Source organism: Heliobacterium chlorum, from assembly GCF_014502795.1.
GTDB lineage: Bacteria > Bacillota > Desulfitobacteriia > Heliobacteriales > Heliobacteriaceae > Heliobacterium > Heliobacterium chlorum.
The window spans coordinates 1-20110 of the sequence record NZ_JACVHF010000036.1; the positions used below are offsets into that span (position 1 = coordinate 1).

Annotated in this window: 26 protein-coding genes and 1 pseudogene; 26 read left to right on the plus strand and 1 reads right to left on the minus strand. The window is 46.4% G+C overall.

Translation table 11 applies throughout. The features are described from left to right. The 11 genes from H1S01_RS21215 to H1S01_RS18200 all read left to right on the plus strand — a co-directional run. Positions 1–534 (plus strand): hypothetical protein (locus H1S01_RS21215; protein ID WP_207732415.1); only part of this gene is annotated, 534 nt, incomplete at its 5' end. A gap of 19 nt (positions 535–553) precedes the next feature. Continuing rightward, complete coding sequence (locus H1S01_RS18155; RefSeq protein ID WP_188041806.1) at positions 554–931, plus strand: hypothetical protein; 378 nt, start codon at positions 554–556, stop codon at positions 929–931. Further along, positions 931–1101 (plus strand): hypothetical protein, encoded by a 171-nt coding sequence (locus tag H1S01_RS18160; protein ID WP_188041807.1) that lies wholly within the window; start codon positions 931–933, stop codon positions 1099–1101. The genes H1S01_RS18155 and H1S01_RS18160 overlap by 1 nt, the downstream gene beginning before the upstream one ends. 49 nt (positions 1102–1150) lie before the next feature. Continuing rightward, a complete protein-coding gene (locus tag H1S01_RS18165; RefSeq protein ID WP_188041808.1) occupies positions 1151–1393 on the plus strand; it encodes a BhlA/UviB family holin-like peptide in 243 nt (80 codons plus the stop codon). Between the two features lie 17 nt (positions 1394–1410). After that, complete coding sequence (locus tag H1S01_RS18170) at positions 1411–2091, plus strand: peptidoglycan recognition protein family protein (protein WP_188041809.1); 681 nt, start codon at positions 1411–1413, stop codon at positions 2089–2091. Positions 2092–2109: 18 nt separating this feature from the next. Further along, positions 2110–2337 carry a hypothetical protein gene (locus tag H1S01_RS18175; RefSeq protein ID WP_188041810.1) on the plus strand — a complete coding sequence of 76 codons (228 nt, stop codon included), beginning with the start codon at positions 2110–2112 and terminating at the stop codon, positions 2335–2337. Positions 2338–2450: 113 nt separating this feature from the next. Next, the gene (locus H1S01_RS18180) at positions 2451–3428 is read left to right on the plus strand and encodes a helix-turn-helix domain-containing protein (protein WP_188041811.1); all 978 of its coding nucleotides are present in this window, start codon (positions 2451–2453) and stop codon (positions 3426–3428) included. A gap of 13 nt (positions 3429–3441) precedes the next feature. Beyond that, on the plus strand, positions 3442–4203 hold the full coding sequence (locus tag H1S01_RS18185) for an ATP-binding protein (protein ID WP_341479138.1): 762 nt from the start codon (positions 3442–3444) through the stop codon (positions 4201–4203). Then, the gene (locus H1S01_RS18190) at positions 4203–5471 is read left to right on the plus strand and encodes a DnaB-like helicase C-terminal domain-containing protein (RefSeq protein ID WP_188041813.1); all 1269 of its coding nucleotides are present in this window, start codon (positions 4203–4205) and stop codon (positions 5469–5471) included. Before H1S01_RS18185 ends, H1S01_RS18190 begins: the two co-directional genes overlap by 1 nt. A gap of 156 nt (positions 5472–5627) precedes the next feature. Next, positions 5628–6434, plus strand: coding sequence for an ORF6N domain-containing protein (locus H1S01_RS18195; protein ID WP_188041814.1), 807 nt, complete (start codon positions 5628–5630; stop codon positions 6432–6434). Further along, entirely contained in the window at positions 6431–7381 is a 951-nt protein-coding gene (locus tag H1S01_RS18200; RefSeq protein WP_188041815.1) for a toprim domain-containing protein, read from the plus strand. The genes H1S01_RS18195 and H1S01_RS18200 overlap by 4 nt, the downstream gene beginning before the upstream one ends. On the opposite strand, the gene H1S01_RS18205 is transcribed toward H1S01_RS18200, so the two are convergent. Further along, on the minus strand, positions 7335–7787 hold the full coding sequence (locus tag H1S01_RS18205) for a helix-turn-helix domain-containing protein (protein WP_188041816.1): 453 nt from the start codon (positions 7785–7787) through the stop codon (positions 7335–7337). The two genes, H1S01_RS18200 and H1S01_RS18205, sit on opposite strands and share 47 nt — an antisense overlap. Positions 7788–7929: 142 nt before the next feature. Between H1S01_RS18205 and H1S01_RS18210 the strand changes: the two genes are divergently transcribed. The 15 genes and pseudogenes from H1S01_RS18210 to H1S01_RS18280 form a co-directional block, all read left to right on the plus strand. Further along, on the plus strand, positions 7930–8577 hold the full coding sequence (locus H1S01_RS18210) for a sigma-70 family RNA polymerase sigma factor (RefSeq protein WP_188041817.1): 648 nt from the start codon (positions 7930–7932) through the stop codon (positions 8575–8577). A 6-nt stretch (positions 8578–8583) separates the two neighbouring features. Beyond that, the gene (locus H1S01_RS18215; RefSeq protein ID WP_188041818.1) at positions 8584–9324 is read left to right on the plus strand and encodes a hypothetical protein; all 741 of its coding nucleotides are present in this window, start codon (positions 8584–8586) and stop codon (positions 9322–9324) included. Between the two features lie 100 nt (positions 9325–9424). Then, positions 9425–11692, plus strand: coding sequence for a DNA polymerase (locus H1S01_RS18220; protein ID WP_341479139.1), 2268 nt, complete (start codon positions 9425–9427; stop codon positions 11690–11692). A gap of 15 nt (positions 11693–11707) precedes the next feature. Then, entirely contained in the window at positions 11708–12613 is a 906-nt protein-coding gene (locus H1S01_RS18225; RefSeq protein WP_188041819.1) for a hypothetical protein, read from the plus strand. After that, positions 12613–12972 (plus strand): PDDEXK family nuclease, encoded by a 360-nt coding sequence (locus tag H1S01_RS18230; RefSeq protein WP_188041820.1) that lies wholly within the window; start codon positions 12613–12615, stop codon positions 12970–12972. Before H1S01_RS18225 ends, H1S01_RS18230 begins: the two co-directional genes overlap by 1 nt. Before the next feature lie 109 nt (positions 12973–13081). Further along, a complete protein-coding gene (locus tag H1S01_RS18235) occupies positions 13082–13519 on the plus strand; it encodes a 4Fe-4S cluster-binding domain-containing protein (RefSeq protein ID WP_188041821.1) in 438 nt (145 codons plus the stop codon). Positions 13520–13522: 3 nt separating this feature from the next. Then, entirely contained in the window at positions 13523–15415 is a 1893-nt protein-coding gene (locus H1S01_RS18240) for an anaerobic ribonucleoside-triphosphate reductase (RefSeq protein ID WP_188041822.1), read from the plus strand. An 83-nt stretch (positions 15416–15498) separates the two neighbouring features. Beyond that, positions 15499–15999: a dUTP diphosphatase gene (gene dut / locus H1S01_RS18245; protein ID WP_243237430.1), complete on the plus strand. Its 501-nt coding sequence runs from the start codon at positions 15499–15501 to the stop codon at positions 15997–15999. A gap of 24 nt (positions 16000–16023) precedes the next feature. Next, positions 16024–16962 carry an FAD-dependent thymidylate synthase gene (locus H1S01_RS18250; protein ID WP_188041824.1) on the plus strand — a complete coding sequence of 313 codons (939 nt, stop codon included), beginning with the start codon at positions 16024–16026 and terminating at the stop codon, positions 16960–16962. 129 nt (positions 16963–17091) lie between these two features. Beyond that, a complete protein-coding gene (locus H1S01_RS18255; protein ID WP_188041825.1) occupies positions 17092–17346 on the plus strand; it encodes a hypothetical protein in 255 nt (84 codons plus the stop codon). A gap of 93 nt (positions 17347–17439) precedes the next feature. Beyond that, positions 17440–18576 carry a DNA-methyltransferase gene (locus tag H1S01_RS18260; RefSeq protein WP_188041826.1) on the plus strand — a complete coding sequence of 379 codons (1137 nt, stop codon included), beginning with the start codon at positions 17440–17442 and terminating at the stop codon, positions 18574–18576. Positions 18577–18656: 80 nt separating this feature from the next. Continuing rightward, positions 18657–19169: a hypothetical protein gene (locus tag H1S01_RS18265; RefSeq protein WP_341479140.1), complete on the plus strand. Its 513-nt coding sequence runs from the start codon at positions 18657–18659 to the stop codon at positions 19167–19169. Beyond that, a complete protein-coding gene (locus H1S01_RS18270) occupies positions 19170–19361 on the plus strand; it encodes a hypothetical protein (RefSeq protein ID WP_188041827.1) in 192 nt (63 codons plus the stop codon). It abuts the gene before it with no gap. Next, complete coding sequence (locus H1S01_RS18275) at positions 19349–19948, plus strand: nucleoside/nucleotide kinase family protein (RefSeq protein ID WP_188041828.1); 600 nt, start codon at positions 19349–19351, stop codon at positions 19946–19948. Before H1S01_RS18270 ends, H1S01_RS18275 begins: the two co-directional genes overlap by 13 nt. After that, positions 19899–20110 (plus strand): annotated as a pseudogene (locus H1S01_RS18280) (sigma factor-like helix-turn-helix DNA-binding protein); the annotation flags it as partial. The gene H1S01_RS18275 and the pseudogene H1S01_RS18280, both read left to right, overlap by 50 nt.

The following is a 20110-nucleotide window of genomic DNA, read 5'->3' on the forward strand; positions in this document are numbered from 1 at the left end:
GATACTTCAAACACGAATTTTAGTACGGTAACTACGGCACTGGCCCGGAATCCCTGGGCAGCGGGGAAAAAAGTTTACATTTCGAGTGGATATAACGGATCGACATATTTGTCAAATACGCCTGAAACAGAAATATTTAACCTAGCCGGCCCCCTAATGGTCATCGGTGGCTATATCCAATTCGGTGGCAATAGTTACGTTTGCTATAAACTCGAAAACGACGGTAATTTAATCATTAACAGCGTGTGGGGCGACACGATGAACTCTGCGGGAGGTATTTACCAATGGCGAACGTCTGGTAGCACTACGGGATCAAGCCATGTTAGCTATCCCTTTTTTCTTCCCGATCCGTATTTAGCTTTTTACGATTCTACTAATGCGTGGATATATACAAATAAGGCAGGGAACGGGCAAACCATTTTTACCTTCCCAACATCTTTCTATATTGATCAGCGTTTACGACTTTCTTTCAAAATATCGTCTAGTGGTCAATCCAATCCTTATGTCCGGTGGGCAGTTTATTATATTCGCTAATTGTGGGGGGTAATAAAGCATGACCGACTTTATTGTGGAAAATGGATCTGTCTACAAAATAGAAAAAGACGGTGACTTCGTTTTTGACAAATCGTTTTATTGTACAGAAATGACGCTAACCATGACGGCTTCAAAAGATACCGTTAAACTGGGCGAAACCCTTCCTATAACCGTAGAATTCAGAGACTGGAAAGGGAACCCCTTACCGAAAACTTGCCCCGTTACCGTTCATGTAACCCATGAAGGGGAAGAACCAATTTCCCTAGACTTAATCCCCGATAATGGGAAAGCCGAATTTGATTTTACTAGCCATTCAGACGGATTATTTACTATTCAAGCGAAATGCAGCGAAATAATCTGTGGGGGCTGCTTTTTTAACGTGGAGGTGACGGGATAATGACTAGACCGATGCTAACAATCCCCAAATCAAAGAAACAGCAGAAAACGGAAGGTATTAAAAATAAAATTTCCGATTATGCTGCCCGAAAAGCCAAGGGTGAAAAGCCTTCCCTAGACAACATTACGGAAAAATTAGATTTAATTATAGAACTATTACTGAAAGACTAAGACGCAAAGCAGCGTCTTTTTTATATGTCCCAAAAAGAGGGGGGTTGTGGTGGATAGTTTGATTTCGGAAGCCTTGCAACAGGGACTATGGGCGGCTTTATTCGTTTCTTTGTATTTGTACCAACTGCAAGAGGGCAGGCGGCATCAGACCGAAGCGAAAGGGCGTGAAGATAAGCTGACGGCCTTTCTTTCGGAAATGTCAAAGCAGTTCGAAGCCCTGGCCCGGCAGTATGAAAGACTTTCCGAAGATGTGCAGGATATTAAGACCGAAATCCGATGCCATTCAAAATAACAAGGAGGGATTTCAACATGGTAAACGTTGTTCAAGACATTTTGCCGAAAGGTGCCAAGAATCGGCCCGGCTATTCCATGAAACCGACATTCATTACCGTCCACAATACGGGAAATGCGGCGAACGGTGCCAATGCTGCGGGTCATAATGCCTTTATCAAATCGGCGAATTCCGGAACGACGAGCTGGCATTTTACTGTCGATGAAAAAGAAATCTACCAGCATTTACCCATCACCGAAAACGCGTGGCATGCAGGCGACGGCGGCAACGGTCCCGGCAACCGTACCAGCATAGGGATCGAAATCTGCGAAAATGCAGACGGTAGCGAACCCCAGGGCGAAGAAAATGCCAAGGATCTGATCTGTAAACTGATGATGGAAAATGGAATCCCGTTAGAAAACATCGTACCCCATAAGCATTGGACGGGAAAAGAATGCCCGCATGTAATCCTACCCCATTGGGATCAATTCATTGATGGTGTAAAAGAACGGGTAGACGCAGAAAATGCCCGGATCGCTGCGGAACAAGCGAAAGCAGCAGCCCAAAAACTATATGCCCAGATCCCCGATTGGGCAAGACCCACAATGATTAAGTTGCATGAACGGGGAACGGTGGCAGACCCACTGGGTGATCAATCGTTTTACCGCGTGATGGTGTTGCTGGACAAAATCGGCCTTTTTGAAAAATTCGCTGCCTAATAAGAAAGGAGATTATAAATGTTTGATTCCACTATTATCATCGGGTTGATCGTGGCCCTGGGACAACTGGCGAAAGGCTATATGGAACCCAAGTATATCCCGGCTATTTCCCTAGTGCTGGGCGTGATTGCGGGTCTTTTCCTTATTCCTGCCGACACAATCCAAACCGGGGTAGTCAACGGACTCATGGCTGGCCTTTCCGCCTGTGGCCTGTATGATGTATCGAAATCCATTCATGTAGAATAGCATATTCTGTAAACCCCTCGTTTTCCTAACCCGTCGGCCTTTTTGGCTGGCGGGTTATTTTTTCGTCACAAATCGGTTTAGAAATCGTCATTAAGTTTTTGGAGGTGGGTGAAATGGTTAACGAAAAAAATCAAGCTACGGCCAGCATGATAGCCATGGAAATTGACAAACGATTTGACATCATCGAGAAAACCTGGGAAGAAGAAATCTATTTTAAGTTCTATAAATTAGCGGTTACCACCGGATTAATTGCACAGATGGGACCGGAACGGTGGACCGTATTGTGCATTATTGCCAGTTATATGGACTTAAACGGGGAGTGTTTCCCCTCTCAGGACACGATCGCTAAAGGGATGGGGTGCAGTCGTCAGACCGCCTGTAAGTGGGTGAATTCTTTATTGGAGTTCCGTTGGGAGGGGCAACCGATTATCCAGCGGGTAAAACGGCAAACGCCGAACTCCCAGGCAACCTATTCTTTCTATACGATCTTACCGGTATCCCAGATTGTACCCCCTACCTATGTCAAAGATCCCGACACCCCCGCAACGGTCTTTGACACAAAGTATGGTACTACTATATCTACCGGTAATAACAGTAATAACGGTATAAACAGTAATACACTACCTGATGTCAAAAAGCCCGACGCCCCTGCAACGGATTTTGACATAAAGTATGGTACTTCTATATCTACCAGTAATCACTGTAATAACGATCTAAACAGTAATACAGGAATCCCCGAAGATGTACCGATGACGGCACAGGATGTAATTAAATACTTCTGCATGAGATACCGGGAAAAGTACGATGCGAACTACAGTCCCAACTGGCCCAAGGATACCAAGATGATTAAGCAACGGCTCATCGAGCAGTATTCACCGGAACAACTGCGGCAGATCGTCGATATCTCGGTGGAAATGTACGAGAAGTGGGGAACCCTTTCGAAATTCCCCCGGCCCTCTATCGCGGCCTTGTGTACATGGATGCCGGAAAAGGCTCTGGCAGTTGCCAAAGAACGAGAAGTGCGAATGAACGTGCCAGAACACGGTGGGAGAACGGCAGAAGAGCTGTTAGCCCTGCTAGACCGGATATAAGGGGGTGTGTGGCGTGGAGAAATGCCTGCTAAAGGGAAAGTGCAAGCAAGCAGGGAACCCCGCCTTGTGCGGCCACCTGTGCTATGCCTTCCTAAAACTACAAGGAGAAAGCGGCAACGGTGGTATCTGGGGATTAGCCGGAATCCCCAAAGCCTATACCGGGGTTTCGGCGCGGGAACTCCCGTTTGAACAAGATAACCCCGTAGCCTATGCTGCCATTCAAAAGTATTGTGCCGATGTGCTGGGGAAGGTGGAAAAGGGATGTGGTCTATATCTTTTTTCTATCCCCCAACCGGACAACCCCAAAGGGACCGGAACGGGGAAGACCACGGCTGCGGTGGCCATCCTGAATGAGTTCTTGGTGGCCAGAACCATTGAACATGTAACGAATCGGCGAAGAATTGAAGAAGTCCCGGCCCTTTTTGTTAACGCTTCAAAATACCAAAACAGCTTCAACGCCCAGTTTCGGGGAACCCCGGAAATGCAACAGACGTCCAGTGTTCACTATTACCGGCTAAAAGAACGAATGCTCAAAGCGGAGTTGCTGGTACTCGACGATATCGGTGTCAGAGAAGCCACAGAAGCCTATCGTTCGGAATTCTATGAGGTGATTGACGGGCGAATTATCGAAGGGCAGTCCACTATCTATACCTCCAACGTGCCTCTGAACGATATTGCTGGATTACTAGATGAACGGATCGCCAGCCGAATCGAAGGGGCTGCCATCCCCGTATCATTCCGGGGCGTAGACCACAGAAAGGCAGGGTTGTATTAATGCTGGAATCCCAACTGCTTTCTAAAGCGATCGACGAAAACAGCTTTCATCAGTTGTTTCAATATAACATTGATGGTTACGACTTCCCCACGTTGGGGAATGTATATCAATTTATCTGCGACTATGTAAAAGATCACGGGCAATCCCCCGATTCCCGAACAGTAGCCGCAGAGTTTGAGGAATTTGACTATATGCCGGGTGTGGTGGATACCTTCAAATTCCTTTGTACCCGCTTAAAGGCCCAAACCGCAAAACGACAAGCCTTTGAATTATTGCAGAACCAGGCGGGGAAGAAGTTTTCTGAATTACCGGGAGATAAATTTATCGCATGGCTCAAGGAAGAAACGGCTCGAATTGAATCCGTAACCGCGATGACTTTTTCCTTGGGCACGAACTATGCTGCAAACGGCTCCGAACGGCGGGAGTGGTATGAGGACGCAAAGACGGCCCAAGAATCGGTCTATATTCCAACGCCATACCCTAGCCTAACCGAAGCTCTCGCCGGTGGCTTTGAAACGAGTGACTTCATTCTTTTAATGGCCTTTACAAACCGGGGGAAGTCATGGATTGCCTCTCATATCGGGCTAACGGCATGGGAAAACCGTTTTTCAGTGCTTCATTATTCACCGGAGTTATCGAAAAAACAGCAAGCCCTTCGACTGGATACCTTGATGGGAAAGTTCGATAACGTCCGTTTACGGCGCGGGATACTCGATAATGAACAGTCCTATTTCGGTTATTTGAACGGCTTTACGCCTGAAGTGGCAGAGGCTCAAGGTGCCTACATCATTAAAACGATGGAAGACCTTCCGGGTGGCTTAACGTTAGAAGCGATCGAGGCCGATCTTCAGACCTACCCGGATACAAAGATGGTAGTAATCGACGGTTTTAACTTGATGATTCACGGAAAAGGAAAAGGGATGCGGGACGCCATGACCGCCACATCGCGACGATTACGTCAGCTTTTTGGGCGGTACAATGTGGCTGGCCTTGTCGTGCACCAAACTCCAGGAGCCGCCGAAAAAGAGGTACTGAAGCAAGACGATGATGGCAACCGGATTGTAAAACCCCCAAAGCTGACGGACTACAGTGAGACCATCGCCGTTATTCAAGATGCAGCGACGGTGCTCACTTTCGATGCCGCAGATGGGATCGGTAAAATCTCCATCGAGAAGTGCCGGGAACCAAACGTGGGAAAAGTTGTGGAATTATCGGTGAATTTTAACCTGGGGCATATCCGGGAAACGGATGTAACCGACCTCTTTTAGAATCATTTGTGAATAAAGCCACAATTTATAGTTTGTACAAACATTCATCGTAGTTTATTATCTAGCACTGTGAGTTTGTAACCACAAAAAATACAAATTTACAAACATGATCGTATCGACAAATTCAACCACACAAATGGAGAGGGGTACAAGAATATGAATTGCCTTCAACCGATTGAACATTTAAACCAAAGAGTACTCACAACATCACAATTAGCCGAATCGTATGGAACAGAGCCAAAACGTGTGTCAAGCAATTTTACCGAGAACAAAGAACGTTACACCGAAGGTAAACACTTTTTCCGTATAGAGGGAGATCAACTCACAGATTTGCGATCCCGAAATTCGGGATTGCAAATTGGTCCGATGGTCAGGGTCATTTATTTGTGGACGGAAAAAGGAGCATGGCTCCACGCCAAATCCCTGAATACCGATCGGGCATGGGAAGCTTACGAATTGTTGGTCGATGAGTATTACCGATTAAATCTAAATGAATTACAAAAGCCAATGACGCAAGCGGAAATCCTTCTAAAACAGGCGGAACTCATGGTGGAACATGATCGCCGACTGAAAAAAGTCGAAGATGATAGCCAGCGAGCGGAGAGAAAAGCGGCCCTCGCTCATCACCGGATTAATTTGATGGACTCCGTGAACGTTAACGGAACTCCCCGGCAGCAGTTAAACGAAATGGTTAAAAAAATAGCGAGAAAGAATGGTGTGACTTTTGCGGAAGCTCATGTTGAATTTAAGCAAGCCTTTAACCGGGCTTTCGGAACAAACCTTCAAAGACGAATGAACGATTACCAAAAAAATCACGGTCTGAAAAACCTAACCTATCCAGATTATCTAGAAAGAGTGGGGCAAGTGGAAGACGGAATTCGTGTGGCGGACAAGATACTGAGTCTAGTGAGAAGGGATGTCCCAAATCCGAGCTTCAAAAACGGGATGAAAAAAGCGGATTGATTACGGTAAGAGGATTTGAACTACCCGTAAATATTCAGGCTGAAATTGAACAATATGATTGGAAACATCCCAAATGGACTGAAAAAAACTTCATCGCCTGCTCACCCTTTCGGGACGAACGGCATCCCAGCTTCGCAGTCCATCTAAGTCACGGTGTATGGTTGGACAGTGGAGCGGATAATCCAGATTGGAATAAGGGTAATTTTGTAACGCTTATGGCATATCTCCGCAATGAGACTTACGGCGAAACGGAAGAGTATTTGCTGAATAAGTACGGGACATGTATCCCCAACCCGGATGATTTGATCTTGTTGGTAGACTTGACGGAAAAGAAAAAGCCCGGTCGATTGGACCAGGCAATTTTGAGAAAATATCTTTTTCGGCACCCTTATCTGGAAAATGTGAGAGGAATCGGGGAGAAGTACCAACAGGTTTTTCAAATTGGATACGACAAAAAGTCCCGTGCAATTACCTTTCCCTGGTTCGATAAAAAAGGTCAGTTGGTGAATATAAAGTACCGTAGTATTCACGGGAAAATGTTTTGGTATTATTCTGGCGGTCAGCCTGTGAAAGATCACTTGTACGGACTCAATGCTGTTTATAGATTAAAAACGGCTGAAGCGTTTATTGTAGAAAGTGAGATTGATGCGATAACTCTTTGGCAAGCAGGCTGTCCCGCAGTCGCTTTAGGTGGAGCAAATCTCAGTCAGCAGCAGCGTAAACTTCTGATTCAGTCGCCCATTGAACGGCTAATTATTGCGACAGATAACGATAAGGCTGGGGAACGAATCGCACAAAGTATTTCTGAAAATCTCGGGGGGTATTTACTCCTAGAGGCGATTCGCCTACCTGAGAACGTAAAGGATGTGAACGAGTTACCCCCAGATGAATTGCTGAGTGTTATTTCTCATCCGTTTTCGTTAAAGTATGTTCGTATTTTTTCGTAATCTCGTTAAACGCTTGTAAAGCCTCACTAACAACCTTTTTTTGAATATCTTCGGGATATCCTCTTTTATAAATACTGTTAAAGATTGTTGTCATAAACGGTTGATCCCGTAAGGACCGTATGACCTCTTCGGGTATTTTACCGAATTGGTTAAATATCTCTTCTTCAGGTATTTCGTAAAATTTAGCTAAGGCTCGTAATACTTCTTCGCTTGGTTCAGAAACCTTTCCCCTCTCCAAAAGCGAGAGATAGTTACTCGACACAGTCCCTCCTAATGCGTCCGATAATTTTGCAAGAGACAGCTTTTTTTCTACCCGCATGTTTTTTAGAAATTCACCCGCTTTCACAAGCCTGTAGATCACATCAATCTTATCGTCTAAATTCACTGATACCAAACCTTTCCCCAACGGTTCACCTCAATCGGTAGCTAGTATTTCCCTCAGATCAGATAAATAAATATTAGTATATTATTTCCAGGCGAGATTCCCGTTTTTGAAGTCACGAACCGAACTTTATGTCGTTATTAAATAAGTGTAAGGGGGATCAATCTTGAATATAGATAACGAAGCCATCAACAAAGCCGCCTTTCGATGTGATAACGATCCGTCCGAAGAAAGCCTCTCCGAACTGCTTGACCTCATGGCCCCCTTGGTCGACCGGATGGCTTATAAGCTATCTCAGAGAACCGGAATTGAATCTACCGTGTTTATCAGCGAATTAAGGGAGGCGGTCTGGAAAGCATCTGTGGGATATAACGGAGAATCGAATTTTACCCAGCGATTTAATTTCTTCGCCAAAGACAAAATCACCGATATAAAAAAAGCACTGGGTCGCCAAAAACGATCCCTGTGCACAGAAGTTTCAATGGATAACGAGATTCCCGGTGCCTGTGGAGAAACCTTCGCTTCAATCATTGAAGATAAAGAGAATTATGAAGACACCGTGATTGAAACGCTCCACTATGAAAAAATGCTCGCTGGTTTTGCGACAACCAACGAGCAACAAGCAAGAATCCTCGAACTGCTACGACTCGGCTTTTCCAACGAAGAGATCGCAGCATTTTTCGGAGAGAAAGAGTATTCACAAAAGGCTCGACAGGCGGTTTCACGAGCCAAAAAAGCTTTCCGTGAGTACATCGCCTTCATCGACGCTTTTGCACAACTTCAAGTTAGAATTTTAACAAACTTCGGGGGGTAAAATCAAATGTCCATTATTACCGCTAAAGGGAAAGATGCGAAAGCATCCTTGAATAAAAAGGTTGAAAAAATCGATTTCAAAAAGCTCTATATCCGATTAAAGGACGGCGAAAGTTGCCGAGTTCGACTGTTAAGCACGGAAGATTATTGTGAATATCTGGCCCATGCCTCCTATGCGAACGGCATCTATACGCAACCCTGCATTACACCGGTAGGAGAAAAATGTGCTCTTTGTGAAGCATCCAACGTCAAAGCGAAAGGATTTGACGGGCTTTACGCCAAAAAACGTTACCTTTTCGCCTTTGCAGACATCGATATGGGCCAACTCCGGCTCTTTGATGCCACGAAGGGACAAGCCCAGCAATTGATCGCGGCTATTGAACAGTATGCTTACGACTTGGAAACGTACGCATTTCTGTTCAAGCGAACTGGCAATAAAGTAGATACCAACTATTCTCTTTCGCCAATCCTTCGGCTGAAACATGAGGATAAAGAGAAGTTTGCTAACTTTGACGGGTTAACCGTAGAATCCGACCTTTTTGAATCGGGACTTCAAGCTCGAACTCGGAACCAGCAAATAGCCCTTCTTATGGATGCAGGATTCCCCGTAACCCAACTGTTCAGCTCCGAAGAAGTAAACTCCGCCCGAGCACAGATAGACGAATGGGAATCAGTAAAAAACGGCGGTGGGGATGACGTCAAACCGATTTCCCCGGCCTCCGAAGATGAACCGGACAGTGTGTTTTAATCAAAAATAACTGGGGAGGGTCAACAGCCCTTCCCGTTTCATTCCTATGAATAAAAAATGCCCACTTGCTGATGGCATTTCTAAGCGAGGGGGTTATAACGTGGAACTTAACATGGAGTTGAAGCTGAAAAAAGACACCGATAAGGTACAACGGGCGAAAGCGGCTCAAGAGAAAAAAGAAAATTTTCAACAGGTACCCTCGTGGGTGGAGATATGGGAAACGGGCTATCTAACTAAGAAAGGCAAACACAAACCCGGAATATTGCAGATGAACAGTTCCCATACCGATAAAGCCCGACTGCTGGAAGTCAAACAAGCGATCGAGGACGGCATTATCGGTACCGGACTAAAGAATAATCAAATCCTCACCAAAACAAAAGCTCTTGATTTATACCGGGCGTTGATGGAACAACGGAAAATTGGCATCCTGCAAGAGATGGTGGCCAAAACTCCAGCGAATTACCGGTTAATCCAGACCCTATCCCAGCTAGAACAACTCGTAGAAGACCTAGAAAGGGAACCGTTTGTGGCTCTGGATACTGAAACGACTGGGTTAAACGTCTACCGGGATGAAATCGTGGGGATATCCATTAGCTTGCCCAACGCCGATTATCACGTGTATATCCCTGTTGCCCACAAGATCGGTAAGCAGTTAGAGCGGGATTGTGTGCTAGATGCTCTGCGGCCCACGCTGACCAACCCCGATATAGGGAAAGTGCTCCATAATGCCAAGTATGACATTCACATGTTCATCCGGCACGGGGTGCGGATGCGAGGACTGCTGCATGATACCCGAGTCGCCATGGCCCTGCTCAATGAAAATGAAACCAGCTATGCCCTAAAGAATCTGGCCACGAAGTACGGTAAACACTTCGGTTTCAAAGAAGAAAGTCATACCTTCGAGGAACTGTTCGGCAAAACCCGCTTTGATGAAGTGGCACTGGACGTGGCTTTGGTCTATGCGGCGAAGGACACCCATTTAACCCTCGAACTGTACAAATGGCAGTTGGAGCACTTACAGAAACGAGAAAAGCTGCTGCAACTTCATCGAAATCTTGAAAATCCACTGGTAGATGTTTGCGTGGATATGGAACAGGCAGGGCTTCTTATTGACCGGAATTTTGCGGTGGAATATGGGGATGAGCTTCGGCATGAAATCGTTGTAACGGAAGGAAAGCTGAAAGACGCTTTCGGCGATATCAACTTCAACTCTCCCACCCAGCTTGCCAAGGTGCTCTACGACGACCTGGGCCTTCCCGATCGGAACAAGCGGTCGACAGACGTAAAAACCTTAAAATCCCTACAAGGGGTACACGAAGGAATATCTCATCTTCTGAACTATCGCGGCCTGACAAAACTGTTAGGAACGTATGTTGACGCCCTCCCAGAACAAATCCAAAGCGATGGGCGATTGCATGGCTCCTTTAACCAAGTGCAGACCGTCACCGGTCGGTTTTCTAGCAGTGAGCCCAACCTGCAAAACCTGCCCCCGAAGGCCCGAAAGCTGGTCATCGCCCCCGAAGGAAAGCTAATCCTAGGGAGCGACTTTTCCCAGATTGAACCCCGAATTTTAGCCCATTTAAGTGGTGATCCCTTGTTTCGTGAACCATACCTCCGAGGACAGGATTTATATTCTACCCTGGCGAGCCGAGTCTTTATCGTCCCCATTGATGATTGTGCAGACGGCTCAATATATAGAAAGAAAATGAAAATCGGCTTGCTAGCTGTCATGTACGGCACGAGTATGTTTACGCTGTCTCAGCAGTTAGGAATTACTCCTGAAGAAGCTCAACAGTTCATCCAGGATTTCTTCGCTTCTTATCCCGGTGTTCACAAGTTTATCAAGTCCGTCCACGAATTCGTGAAAGCCAACGAGTATGTAGAGACCATCGACGGCCGAAAGCGGCGTTTCCCTGGATATCGGGAACATGCAAAGGTGTATGATGCATTGGCTGGGCGAATATGCCGATTGGCGAATACGGACGAAGTACCCACGAACTTTTGGCGGACGAAAGAGATTCCCCGCTCACTCAAAGAAGAGTTTCAAAAGGTGAAGGGTCCGGTGGAATCGGTACGGCGACAGAGTGTCAACGCCATCATCCAAGGAACAGCTGCAGATGTAATGAAAAAAGCCCTGCTACGGCTTCATGCTTACTGCAATAACAAGGGATGGGAACTTTTCGCCACCGTTCACGATGAAGCCCTGATGCTGGTAGACGAAAGAATTACTCTGGCTCAAGTGCAGGAAATCGAAGAATGTATGCTGTCAGCGGTGAATCTGGATGTTCCAATGAAAGTCGATACCGAGTTAATGAGACGCTGGGGTGAAGGGGTTAAGAAACAGGATTGGTTCAAAAACGCGGCATAAACAGGAGGCGGAAACGTGGGGTTTACCAATAAAGTGGGGGCAAAAAAACTTCGGGAAGAAGTACTGGAACATCCTGTTTCAGCTCGGGACACAGAACTATCGGCAGCGATCCTTGGGCATTTTAATCAAATTCATTCGATGGAACTGCCAAGCGATATAGAAATAGAACGAACAATTCTGGACTGTGAAAAGGTAGCTCTTACAGATGACAAAAGCGATCTGCACTTTGATAAGGGTATTGTTACCTTTACTCCTTCGTCGGCCTCTAAGTGCGAACGAGAGCTGTATTTCCGGTCTGACCGGATTCCAAAGGAAGAAGGGGAAATGCGGCCCTATCAGCGGCGATGGGTAAGGAATGGTTCAGCGGTTCATGCTGCGGTACAGCGGGATCTGTTATATGCAGAAAAATATCTGGACCACCCGGCATTTACAGTGGTGCGAACAAAAAAAGGACTACCCGCATGGGAAAAGAACATTAGGCAGGTTCGGTCCCAGGAATACAACAATGTTAAATTCCAGCTGTACGGCATGATGGATGGTGTTCTTCAATATCGGGATGGGGCCAAAGTGGGGTTTGAGTTTAAGACAAAGTCAACCACGCTAGGGGCGATCGGACAATACAAAATGAAAGATGCTCAGGAAGACCATAAAACCCAGTGCGTGGCCTATTCACTGCTATTCGGCCTCCGGGAGTTCCTCATCGTTTATGAATCGCTGGCCAAAGACGGCTGGACGAAAGGCGACGAAGCGAAACCGGATATGCGAGCCTTTTATTATGAAGTTACCGATGAGGACCGGAATCGACTGCTCCATAAATTCGCAACGGTGGCCCAGATGTACTATGCGAAAGTGCTGCCTGAAAAGGTGATCGAAAAGTGTATCTTCTGCCCCTATAAGATGAAGTGCAAGGAGATTGCCTAATGCCAAAACGGACGAATTACCAACGGGGTTATGAGATCGAGCGGAAAATCGTGCAGGACTTAACGTCTCATGGCTACCTCGTGCTTCGTTCGGCAGGCTCCCATTCCAAAATCGATGTACTGGGAATTCGCAAGGATCGGATTTTGGCCGTGCAATCCAAGCGGACAAAAGCCTTTTCCCTGTCGACGTACCGAAAAGAGATAGTGTCCATTCAAAAGGTCATCCGAGAGTATGACCTCGGTAATACGCTGGACTTTGAACTTTGGATATGGATAGACCACAAAGGGTTTCGAAGGTGGAAAGTCACCGGGACTGATTTTTTACCGTTAGATTCATATGAGAACTTGCTTACCGGGTAATCAAATAGCTTGCTAAAAATGGGACGGCAAATACGCTGTCCCATCGTCGTTATTTCATGTCACAAATCGATTTTATTGTCGGCATTAAAAGGGTAGGGGGGTGTTCGCAATGATCGTAGGAGGATTCAACGACTTGAATACATCCGACGCCGGAGGCGGTATCGCTTATTCGGTATTCTTCCAAGGATGCAGCAGGGGTTGCCCTGGATGCCATAATCCCGAACTACAAGACCCCGACGGGGGAATGGATATTGAGTCGGCAGACATTCTGCTCCGAATCCAAAAGTATCGTAACCACTATGATGCCGTGGTGTTTGTCGGTGGCGAGCCTCTAGAACAGCCGGACGCACTGATACACCTTTTAATCGGCATCAATGAAATGGGATTAGAATCTTGGCTCTATACCGGGTTTTCATATGAAGATATTCCGAAAGAAATATCTCGTCGGTGTACGGTCATCGTAGCAGGAGAGTATCGAGAGAAACTGCATACCGGGGCGTTCCCGGCCAGCAACAATCAGATCATCATCGACAACCGGAGGATATAAACGATGCAACAGATGTTGACTTTTGATAAGAAGTTTGACGCCCTTTATAAACGTTTCGCCAAAAACCCTAAGGGGTTAGAGTTGCTAGAACTGGAAGGAATCAGCCCTGACAAAATTGACGTAGGCCAGATGTCTCACGATTACTTCACCAAACGTCTGGCGGATACCACGGTGGACCAAAATGCCAACTCTAATGAAGAGTTGAGTGCAAACAACTATCAGGCGGAAGTTACCAAAGGCATCTTAAAGTTAGAAGGGTATTATCTGCTGTGGCGGTATTCGATGAAACGCTTTGGTGTCCGCCGGGCGAATGAACTGATCTCTGCAATCTGGCAGGGCGATCTGTATTTCCATGACGCCAGTGGGCAGGGCGTACAGATTCCGTACTGTTTTGCCTTTTCCACACAGAATCTCATGCTGCAAGGGCGGCCTTATGGTCAACTCGGGAGCGTACCTCCGAAACGAGCCGATAGTTTCGTCGCTCAGGTAACAGAAACGGTGATGGATTTATCTCAGGAGTTTGCGGGAGCTGTGGCCCCAGGCGACTTCATTGTGAACCTATCTTGGTATTTGAAGAAAGAAATGTACGTTCCCGACGCTCCTTGGGATAGAGATTATATCAGTAACTTATGGCAGAAGTTTATCCATGTGGCAAACAACAAGTTTCGCACGTCAGGACAAAGTCCCTTTACAAATATCTCTATATTTGACCGAGTAAACCTTGAGAAACTGTTTGCGGAGTATCGTTACCCAGACGGAACTGCGGTAGACTTTGAATTTGTAATGAAAGTCCAGAAAATCCTCGCGGAGTTCTTCGCCCAGGGTGATCCGACTACAGGTCTGCCGTACCGTTTTCCGGTGATGACAGCAAACCTGTCTGTAGATGAAAATCGGCAGCCCCTTGATGATGATTTTATGTCATTTATCAGCCGGGTGAATGCAAAACTGGGTTGCTTCAATATTTACGCCAATGAAGGAAGCAAGATCGCAATGTGTTGCCGCTTCGTAAACGATACCGAACGGATGAATTACCGGGCCGACAGCTTTGGCAATGGCGGATTGAATATCGGATCTCACCGAGTGGTTACCGTGAACTTCCCTCGAATTGCGTTAGAAGCGAAAGATAGAAAAGACTTTTTCCGCCTGTTGGACAAGCGGTTAACTATGGCTCGTGATTTGCTTCTGGTACACCGGGAAGAAATTTTGCAGCGACGTGTAGAGAAAGGGTTTTTGAAGTTTTTCAAGCCTCTAGGCTGGTTTACTCTGGATATGCTGTTTTCCACTATTGGAATCCATGGGCAGTATGAAATGTGCCACTTCTTAGGGATGCCGATGGAATCTCAGGAAGGTCAGGATTTCGTGGAGGAAGTGCTGATTAAAACCGAAGAATATGCTCTGCGTTTTAGTCAGGAAACAAGTTACTCCTTCAATACAGAAGAAATCCCCGCTGAAAGCACAGCCGTTAGCCTAGCTCGAAAAGACCGGTTGATGTTTGGCGATAAGCAGCCTTTTGAGCTGTATTCCAATCAATACATCCCGTTGATCGCGGATATGGGAACAATGGATCGAATCCGATTAACCGGACGTTTCATGAAGCATGTAAGTGGTGGCGGGATTCTTCACTTGAATGTACAAGAACAAGTTACCGAATCGGTTACGATGGAGCGACTGATACGCATCACCTTAACGGAAGGTGTCGAGCATTTTGCAATCAACTACGGTTTCGGCATCTGTAAAGAGGGTCATACGTCGATCGTGGGAACAGGGGAAATCTGCCCCATCTGCGGCTCTCCCATTACAGACTATTTAACGCGGATTATCGGTTACTTTACCAAGGTCTCTAGTTGGAACGCTACCCGGAAAAACTACGAGTACCCTAAACGAAAATTCAACTGATGCAACAACTGGGGGAGTTTTCCCCCATCTTTTTTGTCACAAAAACGAGTTTATATCTGCATTAAGTTATGGAGGTGCGGAAATTGAAACACACAAATACGAAAATTCTGATCCCGACGAAGAAGCTCCATTTACTTGCTACGATCCCCGAACGGGAGACACCGCTTTCCAGTGGTTTCGACCTGAGAGTTTTTGATGTGATAAAGCCATCGGAAGATCCCAGTAAACCTTTACAATCTTGGTTTGAACATTTTACCCTGCGTCCCGATGAACGTTGCATGGTTCGAACAGGGATAGCCATACAGATGCCCGCTGGAATGGAAGCGGAAGTGCGGCCACGTAGCGGCCTTGCATGGAAGCATGGAATTACTGTGCTGAACACACCGGGTACGATCGACGCGGATTATACCGGTGGCATCGGAGTGATTCTGATAAACCAGTCGGATACGGCCTATACGATCAACTTTGAGGACCGAATTGCCCAGATGGTTTTCCCACAAGCCTTGCACAATACGGAGCTCACGGAAGTTGAGTCCTTTGTAAAAACAGAACGGGGAAGCGGCGGCTTTGGACACACTGGGTAGCTACAAAAGGAAAGGAGTTTGTGGATGTCTTACGCAATGAAAGCCTCTGCTCCACGAGATACTTTTTCAATTAACATGAACGAAATCAACGAAAACATCCGTGTGTATATGGACCCTAAGCGGAGTGAAGATATATCAAATATTGAATTCTTCATTAACCGGGTGTATGCCTCACAGGGATATCAACCCGTTCAAAAGGGCCGGGTGATTGCATTACGGGCAACCGATCGTGACCGGCTATCTTCCGCTTTCGCAACTGCCCTATATCTGGGGAAGTACGACGATATGGATAACACCGATCGCTTCCTCAACGGCATGGTGAAGGCTGGTCATTCTTACGAACCCATCCGTGGCGAATCGGTTACATTCCTTTATATAGGCGTCAGTAAGACCACCTACGATCATCTCATCACGTACACGATCCGTAACCGTCGAATTGCCGGTGGCTTTCGGGCAAATAAACCATGGGGATTTGTGATTCCCCATGAGGCGAAAAACCCAAACTGGTACTTTATGATGATGGAAAACCAGTTAGCACGCTGTGAAGAGGTCATGAAAGAGCATCCCGAAGAACCGCTTCAAGCCTTGCGTTCCCTTTACCCCATGGGCGTTATGATGCCCCCGTTTATGTTTGATTTTTCTGAAGAAGCACTGGCGAAGAACGTGTTCAAGCAACGTCTCTGGGAGCGAGGTGCTCAGGGAGAAACGAAGGAGATCGTTCAAAACATGTTCGATGCCGTTCGAGAACTCGACCCGGAGAAATGGGACTTCCTAAGGGAGTATCACGGAGAGCATACGGTAACGCAAAAACGGGTTATGCGGAAGTTACGGGTTCAACGGCCTCGACTGGGGGAACTATTGGATAGCGAAGAAAAAGCCCAGGCCACCGACATTTTGAACCTGGATGTTTACAAACTTCTGATGAACAGGCTGGGGAAAGTACCGAAAACCATGTGGGATTAAATTCGTAGTATGAAAAATTTAATACAAAGGATATAAAAACACCATGTTTTACAATATGAACATTTATATATAAGCAATTTTGTTTCATAATGAGTAATTATTCATATCGTATAGTAGGAGGTGATGTTATTGGCGTTTGCATATCGAGATAAAATAGGTATTTTGCGTATAGTAGACGAGCCTATACCAGACTATAGAGGTGCCATCGTAGATTTCCCGCATAAAGATAAATATCCTTTAATCCTAATCAATGGTCAATATGTATCTATTATAGATATGGGAAATGGAGATATATTTATCGGTAGTAATGGTAGGATGTATCGAATGGCAACGGAAGAAGAAAAGGAACTTTTAGCTCCTGTACACAAAGCTATCGGCGAATAACTCAGCAACCCCGATCTTCAAAAGAAGGTCGGGGTTTTTTGTCACAAATACGGACCTTTGTCGGCATTAAGTATTGAAGGGGGTAAACGAACAATGCAATTTATCAATCAAGTGCTGCAAGGGGATAGCTTGGAGATTCTGAAAACACTACCGGATAACAGCGTGGATTCATGCGTAACCGATCCCCCATACGGTCTGTCGAAGGAACCGGATATTAAAGAAGTTCTTTCGAAATGGCTGGTCGGTGAAGATTATGTTCATCGGGGTAGCGGTTTTATGGGGAAGACGTGGGATTCCTTCGTTCCAAGACCGGCCATCTGGCGAGAGGTTTTTCGAGTTCTAAAACCCGGTGGACATATCCTCTGCTTTGCCGGAACTCGAACCCAAGACTTGATGACAGTGGCCTTGCGGATTGCCGGGTTCGAAATCCGTGATGTCATCGAATGGCTGTACACCAGCGGCTTTCCCAAGAATTTAGATGTCAGCAAACAGTTCGACAAAAGAGCGGGATCTGTCAGAGAAAAGATACGGATTCCATATAACCCAGTGATGCTCATAAACGGCCAGAATACCCGCCCTTGGATGGAAAAAGCGATGAAGCAAGGATTTCACGAGGTGGACAGTGATGAGCCTGTCAGTGAACTGGCGAAGAAATGGGATGGCTGGGGTAGTTCAATCAAACCCGCACACGAGCCGGTCATTATGGGTCGAAAGCCTTTAACGGGAAACATCTGTGACACCGTTGAACGATACGGTACCGGTGCGATTAACGTGGACGGTTGCCGTATTGGGGAAGAAGGCAGATACCCGGCCAACTGCATCACCACAGAACCATCGGAATGGTACAGCAAGTTTTTCAACATTACGCCCCAAGAACTGTCTAAGAAGTCCACTAAGAAAGACAAGAACAGCGACTGGAAAGGAAACGTCATAGACCTGGAAGAACGGCGGGTGTATCCCGGTAGTGGTCGAGGAGTTCTAAACAGTACGCATACGTTAGACGGTCGAGAAAGAAAGCCGGTTTTTAACCGCAACCATCATCCTACGGTAAAACCAACCGGTTTAATGGCATGGTTGATTCGCTTCGTGACGGCACCAGAAGGCATTGTGCTCGATCCGTTTGGGGGTAGCGGCACAACAGGGGCAGCGGCCTTGCAAGAGAACAGAAGGTTCATCTTGATTGAACGGGAAGCGGAATATGTAGAAATCGCGAGGGCTCGGGTGGGATAACCCGGCCCCTTTTCTTTGTCACAAAGTCCTCCGTTTGTCGGCATTAAATAGTGAAAGAACACTTTGGAGGTGAGCTGCCCGTGAACCAAGCAGCCCGAATGAACTACCGGATGGATGATAGAGATATAAAAGATTTTGCCCGAGATATCGAACATGGATCGCGGGTGGAACGCGAGATTATCGAACTGTATGTAGACTACTGGCGACGAAAGACGGGGGAGTCGCTGTCCGTTCAAAACAACGGTTGCGATAATTCCGGGCGACTCTTGCTAGGGGCAAACGTAAATCTAAAAGCAGATTACTTGCTAAACGGAAGGCCCGTGGAGGTCAAGTTTAACAACTCGATGCTCTCCACATTTCGATTCAAAACGGACCAGTTAAACAGTTACTTGAAGCAGGGTGCTTCGCTCATCTGGGTGAATGGGTGGCAGACTTCAACTCCGGTATTTACGGTTCTAAAACCAAAACATCTGCGTTTGATTAAAGAAAGCAAAACACCGTTACCCTTCATTTTTTGGGGCAGTAAACTGTGCTACGAACTATCGGCTTCAGATTACATGTGGATTGCTTTAAAACAAGGAGGGGACAAGTAAATGGGAATGTTAATTCACTATCTGGGTGAGTTGTATCTTACGGGAGAAAAAATGAAAAACATCGTTATCAACAAAAAAACCGACTTTAACTTAATGGCCGATTATCTAGAACATCTGGAAAAAAGGTATGCCCTCTTGCTTAAATGGCGAGAAGTCGATAGGGGAAAGGCGTCTAAAGAATGCACGGGGTAAAAATCGCCATCACCGGGAAAATGCGAAGCGGTAAGGATTTGATCGCGGAGTACCTTGTGCGGAAATACGGATTTAGGCGTTTCGCCTTCGGGGATGGAGTGAGGGCAGTAACTCGTCTGATCTACCCCGACATACAGAACAGCTGTATGAAACCCCGTTCCCTGTATCAGCAGATAGGACAAGCTTTACGTCAGATAGATCCGGCGGTATGGCTGAACTATACACTGGAAGAAATCGACGCCAGTACCAACCCATTCGACTCCATCGTGATTTCCGACCTTAGACAGCCAAATGAGTATAAGGCTCTCTTGAATAACGGCTTTACCATCGTGCGGGTTCAATCCACAGTTGAAAACCGCCTGGCCCGGATGAACGCCGTAGGAGATGTGTTCACCATGGATGATATCAATCACGAAACGGAATCTCATATAGATAATTTCGTGGTTAATTTCGAAATCACAAATAACGGCAGGAGCGGTTCGCTTTATGAACAGATCGAATGGGCGGTTAAATCGTTAAAAGATAGGAGATGCGAGGGTGGGAACTTGCAAGATCGACTTCTTAGGAAAGCAAAAAAAGATAGATGAAACGTATCCGCTAGACAAAGAACGTGGGATATACGCCTTACTGGCCAACGTACACAAGCTGCGGGAAATGCGTTTCAGCCGGGGCGATTATGATGCAAGCAACCTTCTGATCGACTTCACAGATGCCGTAGAGGAAGCCGGTCTTACCGCTCGGCAACGGCT

Coding starts and splice junctions, on each gene's coding strand:
- H1S01_RS18180 (WP_188041811.1), top strand. CDS start 2,451: ATGGTTAACGAAAAAAATCAAGCTACGGCCAGCATGATAGCCATGGAA.
- H1S01_RS18175 (WP_188041810.1), top strand. CDS start 2,110: ATGTTTGATTCCACTATTATCATCGGGTTGATCGTGGCCCTGGGACAA.
- H1S01_RS18270 (WP_188041827.1), top strand. CDS start 19,170: ATGGGAATGTTAATTCACTATCTGGGTGAGTTGTATCTTACGGGAGAA.
- H1S01_RS18250 (WP_188041824.1), top strand. CDS start 16,024: ATGTCTTACGCAATGAAAGCCTCTGCTCCACGAGATACTTTTTCAATT.
- H1S01_RS18190 (WP_188041813.1), top strand. CDS start 4,203: ATGCTGGAATCCCAACTGCTTTCTAAAGCGATCGACGAAAACAGCTTT.
- H1S01_RS18155 (WP_188041806.1), top strand. CDS start 554: ATGACCGACTTTATTGTGGAAAATGGATCTGTCTACAAAATAGAAAAA.
- H1S01_RS18230 (WP_188041820.1), top strand. CDS start 12,613: ATGCCAAAACGGACGAATTACCAACGGGGTTATGAGATCGAGCGGAAA.
- H1S01_RS18275 (WP_188041828.1), top strand. CDS start 19,349: ATGCACGGGGTAAAAATCGCCATCACCGGGAAAATGCGAAGCGGTAAG.
- H1S01_RS18195 (WP_188041814.1), top strand. CDS start 5,628: ATGAATTGCCTTCAACCGATTGAACATTTAAACCAAAGAGTACTCACA.
- H1S01_RS18170 (WP_188041809.1), top strand. CDS start 1,411: ATGGTAAACGTTGTTCAAGACATTTTGCCGAAAGGTGCCAAGAATCGG.
- H1S01_RS18235 (WP_188041821.1), top strand. CDS start 13,082: ATGATCGTAGGAGGATTCAACGACTTGAATACATCCGACGCCGGAGGC.
- H1S01_RS18240 (WP_188041822.1), top strand. CDS start 13,523: ATGCAACAGATGTTGACTTTTGATAAGAAGTTTGACGCCCTTTATAAA.
- H1S01_RS18215 (WP_188041818.1), top strand. CDS start 8,584: ATGTCCATTATTACCGCTAAAGGGAAAGATGCGAAAGCATCCTTGAAT.
- H1S01_RS18260 (WP_188041826.1), top strand. CDS start 17,440: ATGCAATTTATCAATCAAGTGCTGCAAGGGGATAGCTTGGAGATTCTG.
- H1S01_RS18160 (WP_188041807.1), top strand. CDS start 931: ATGACTAGACCGATGCTAACAATCCCCAAATCAAAGAAACAGCAGAAA.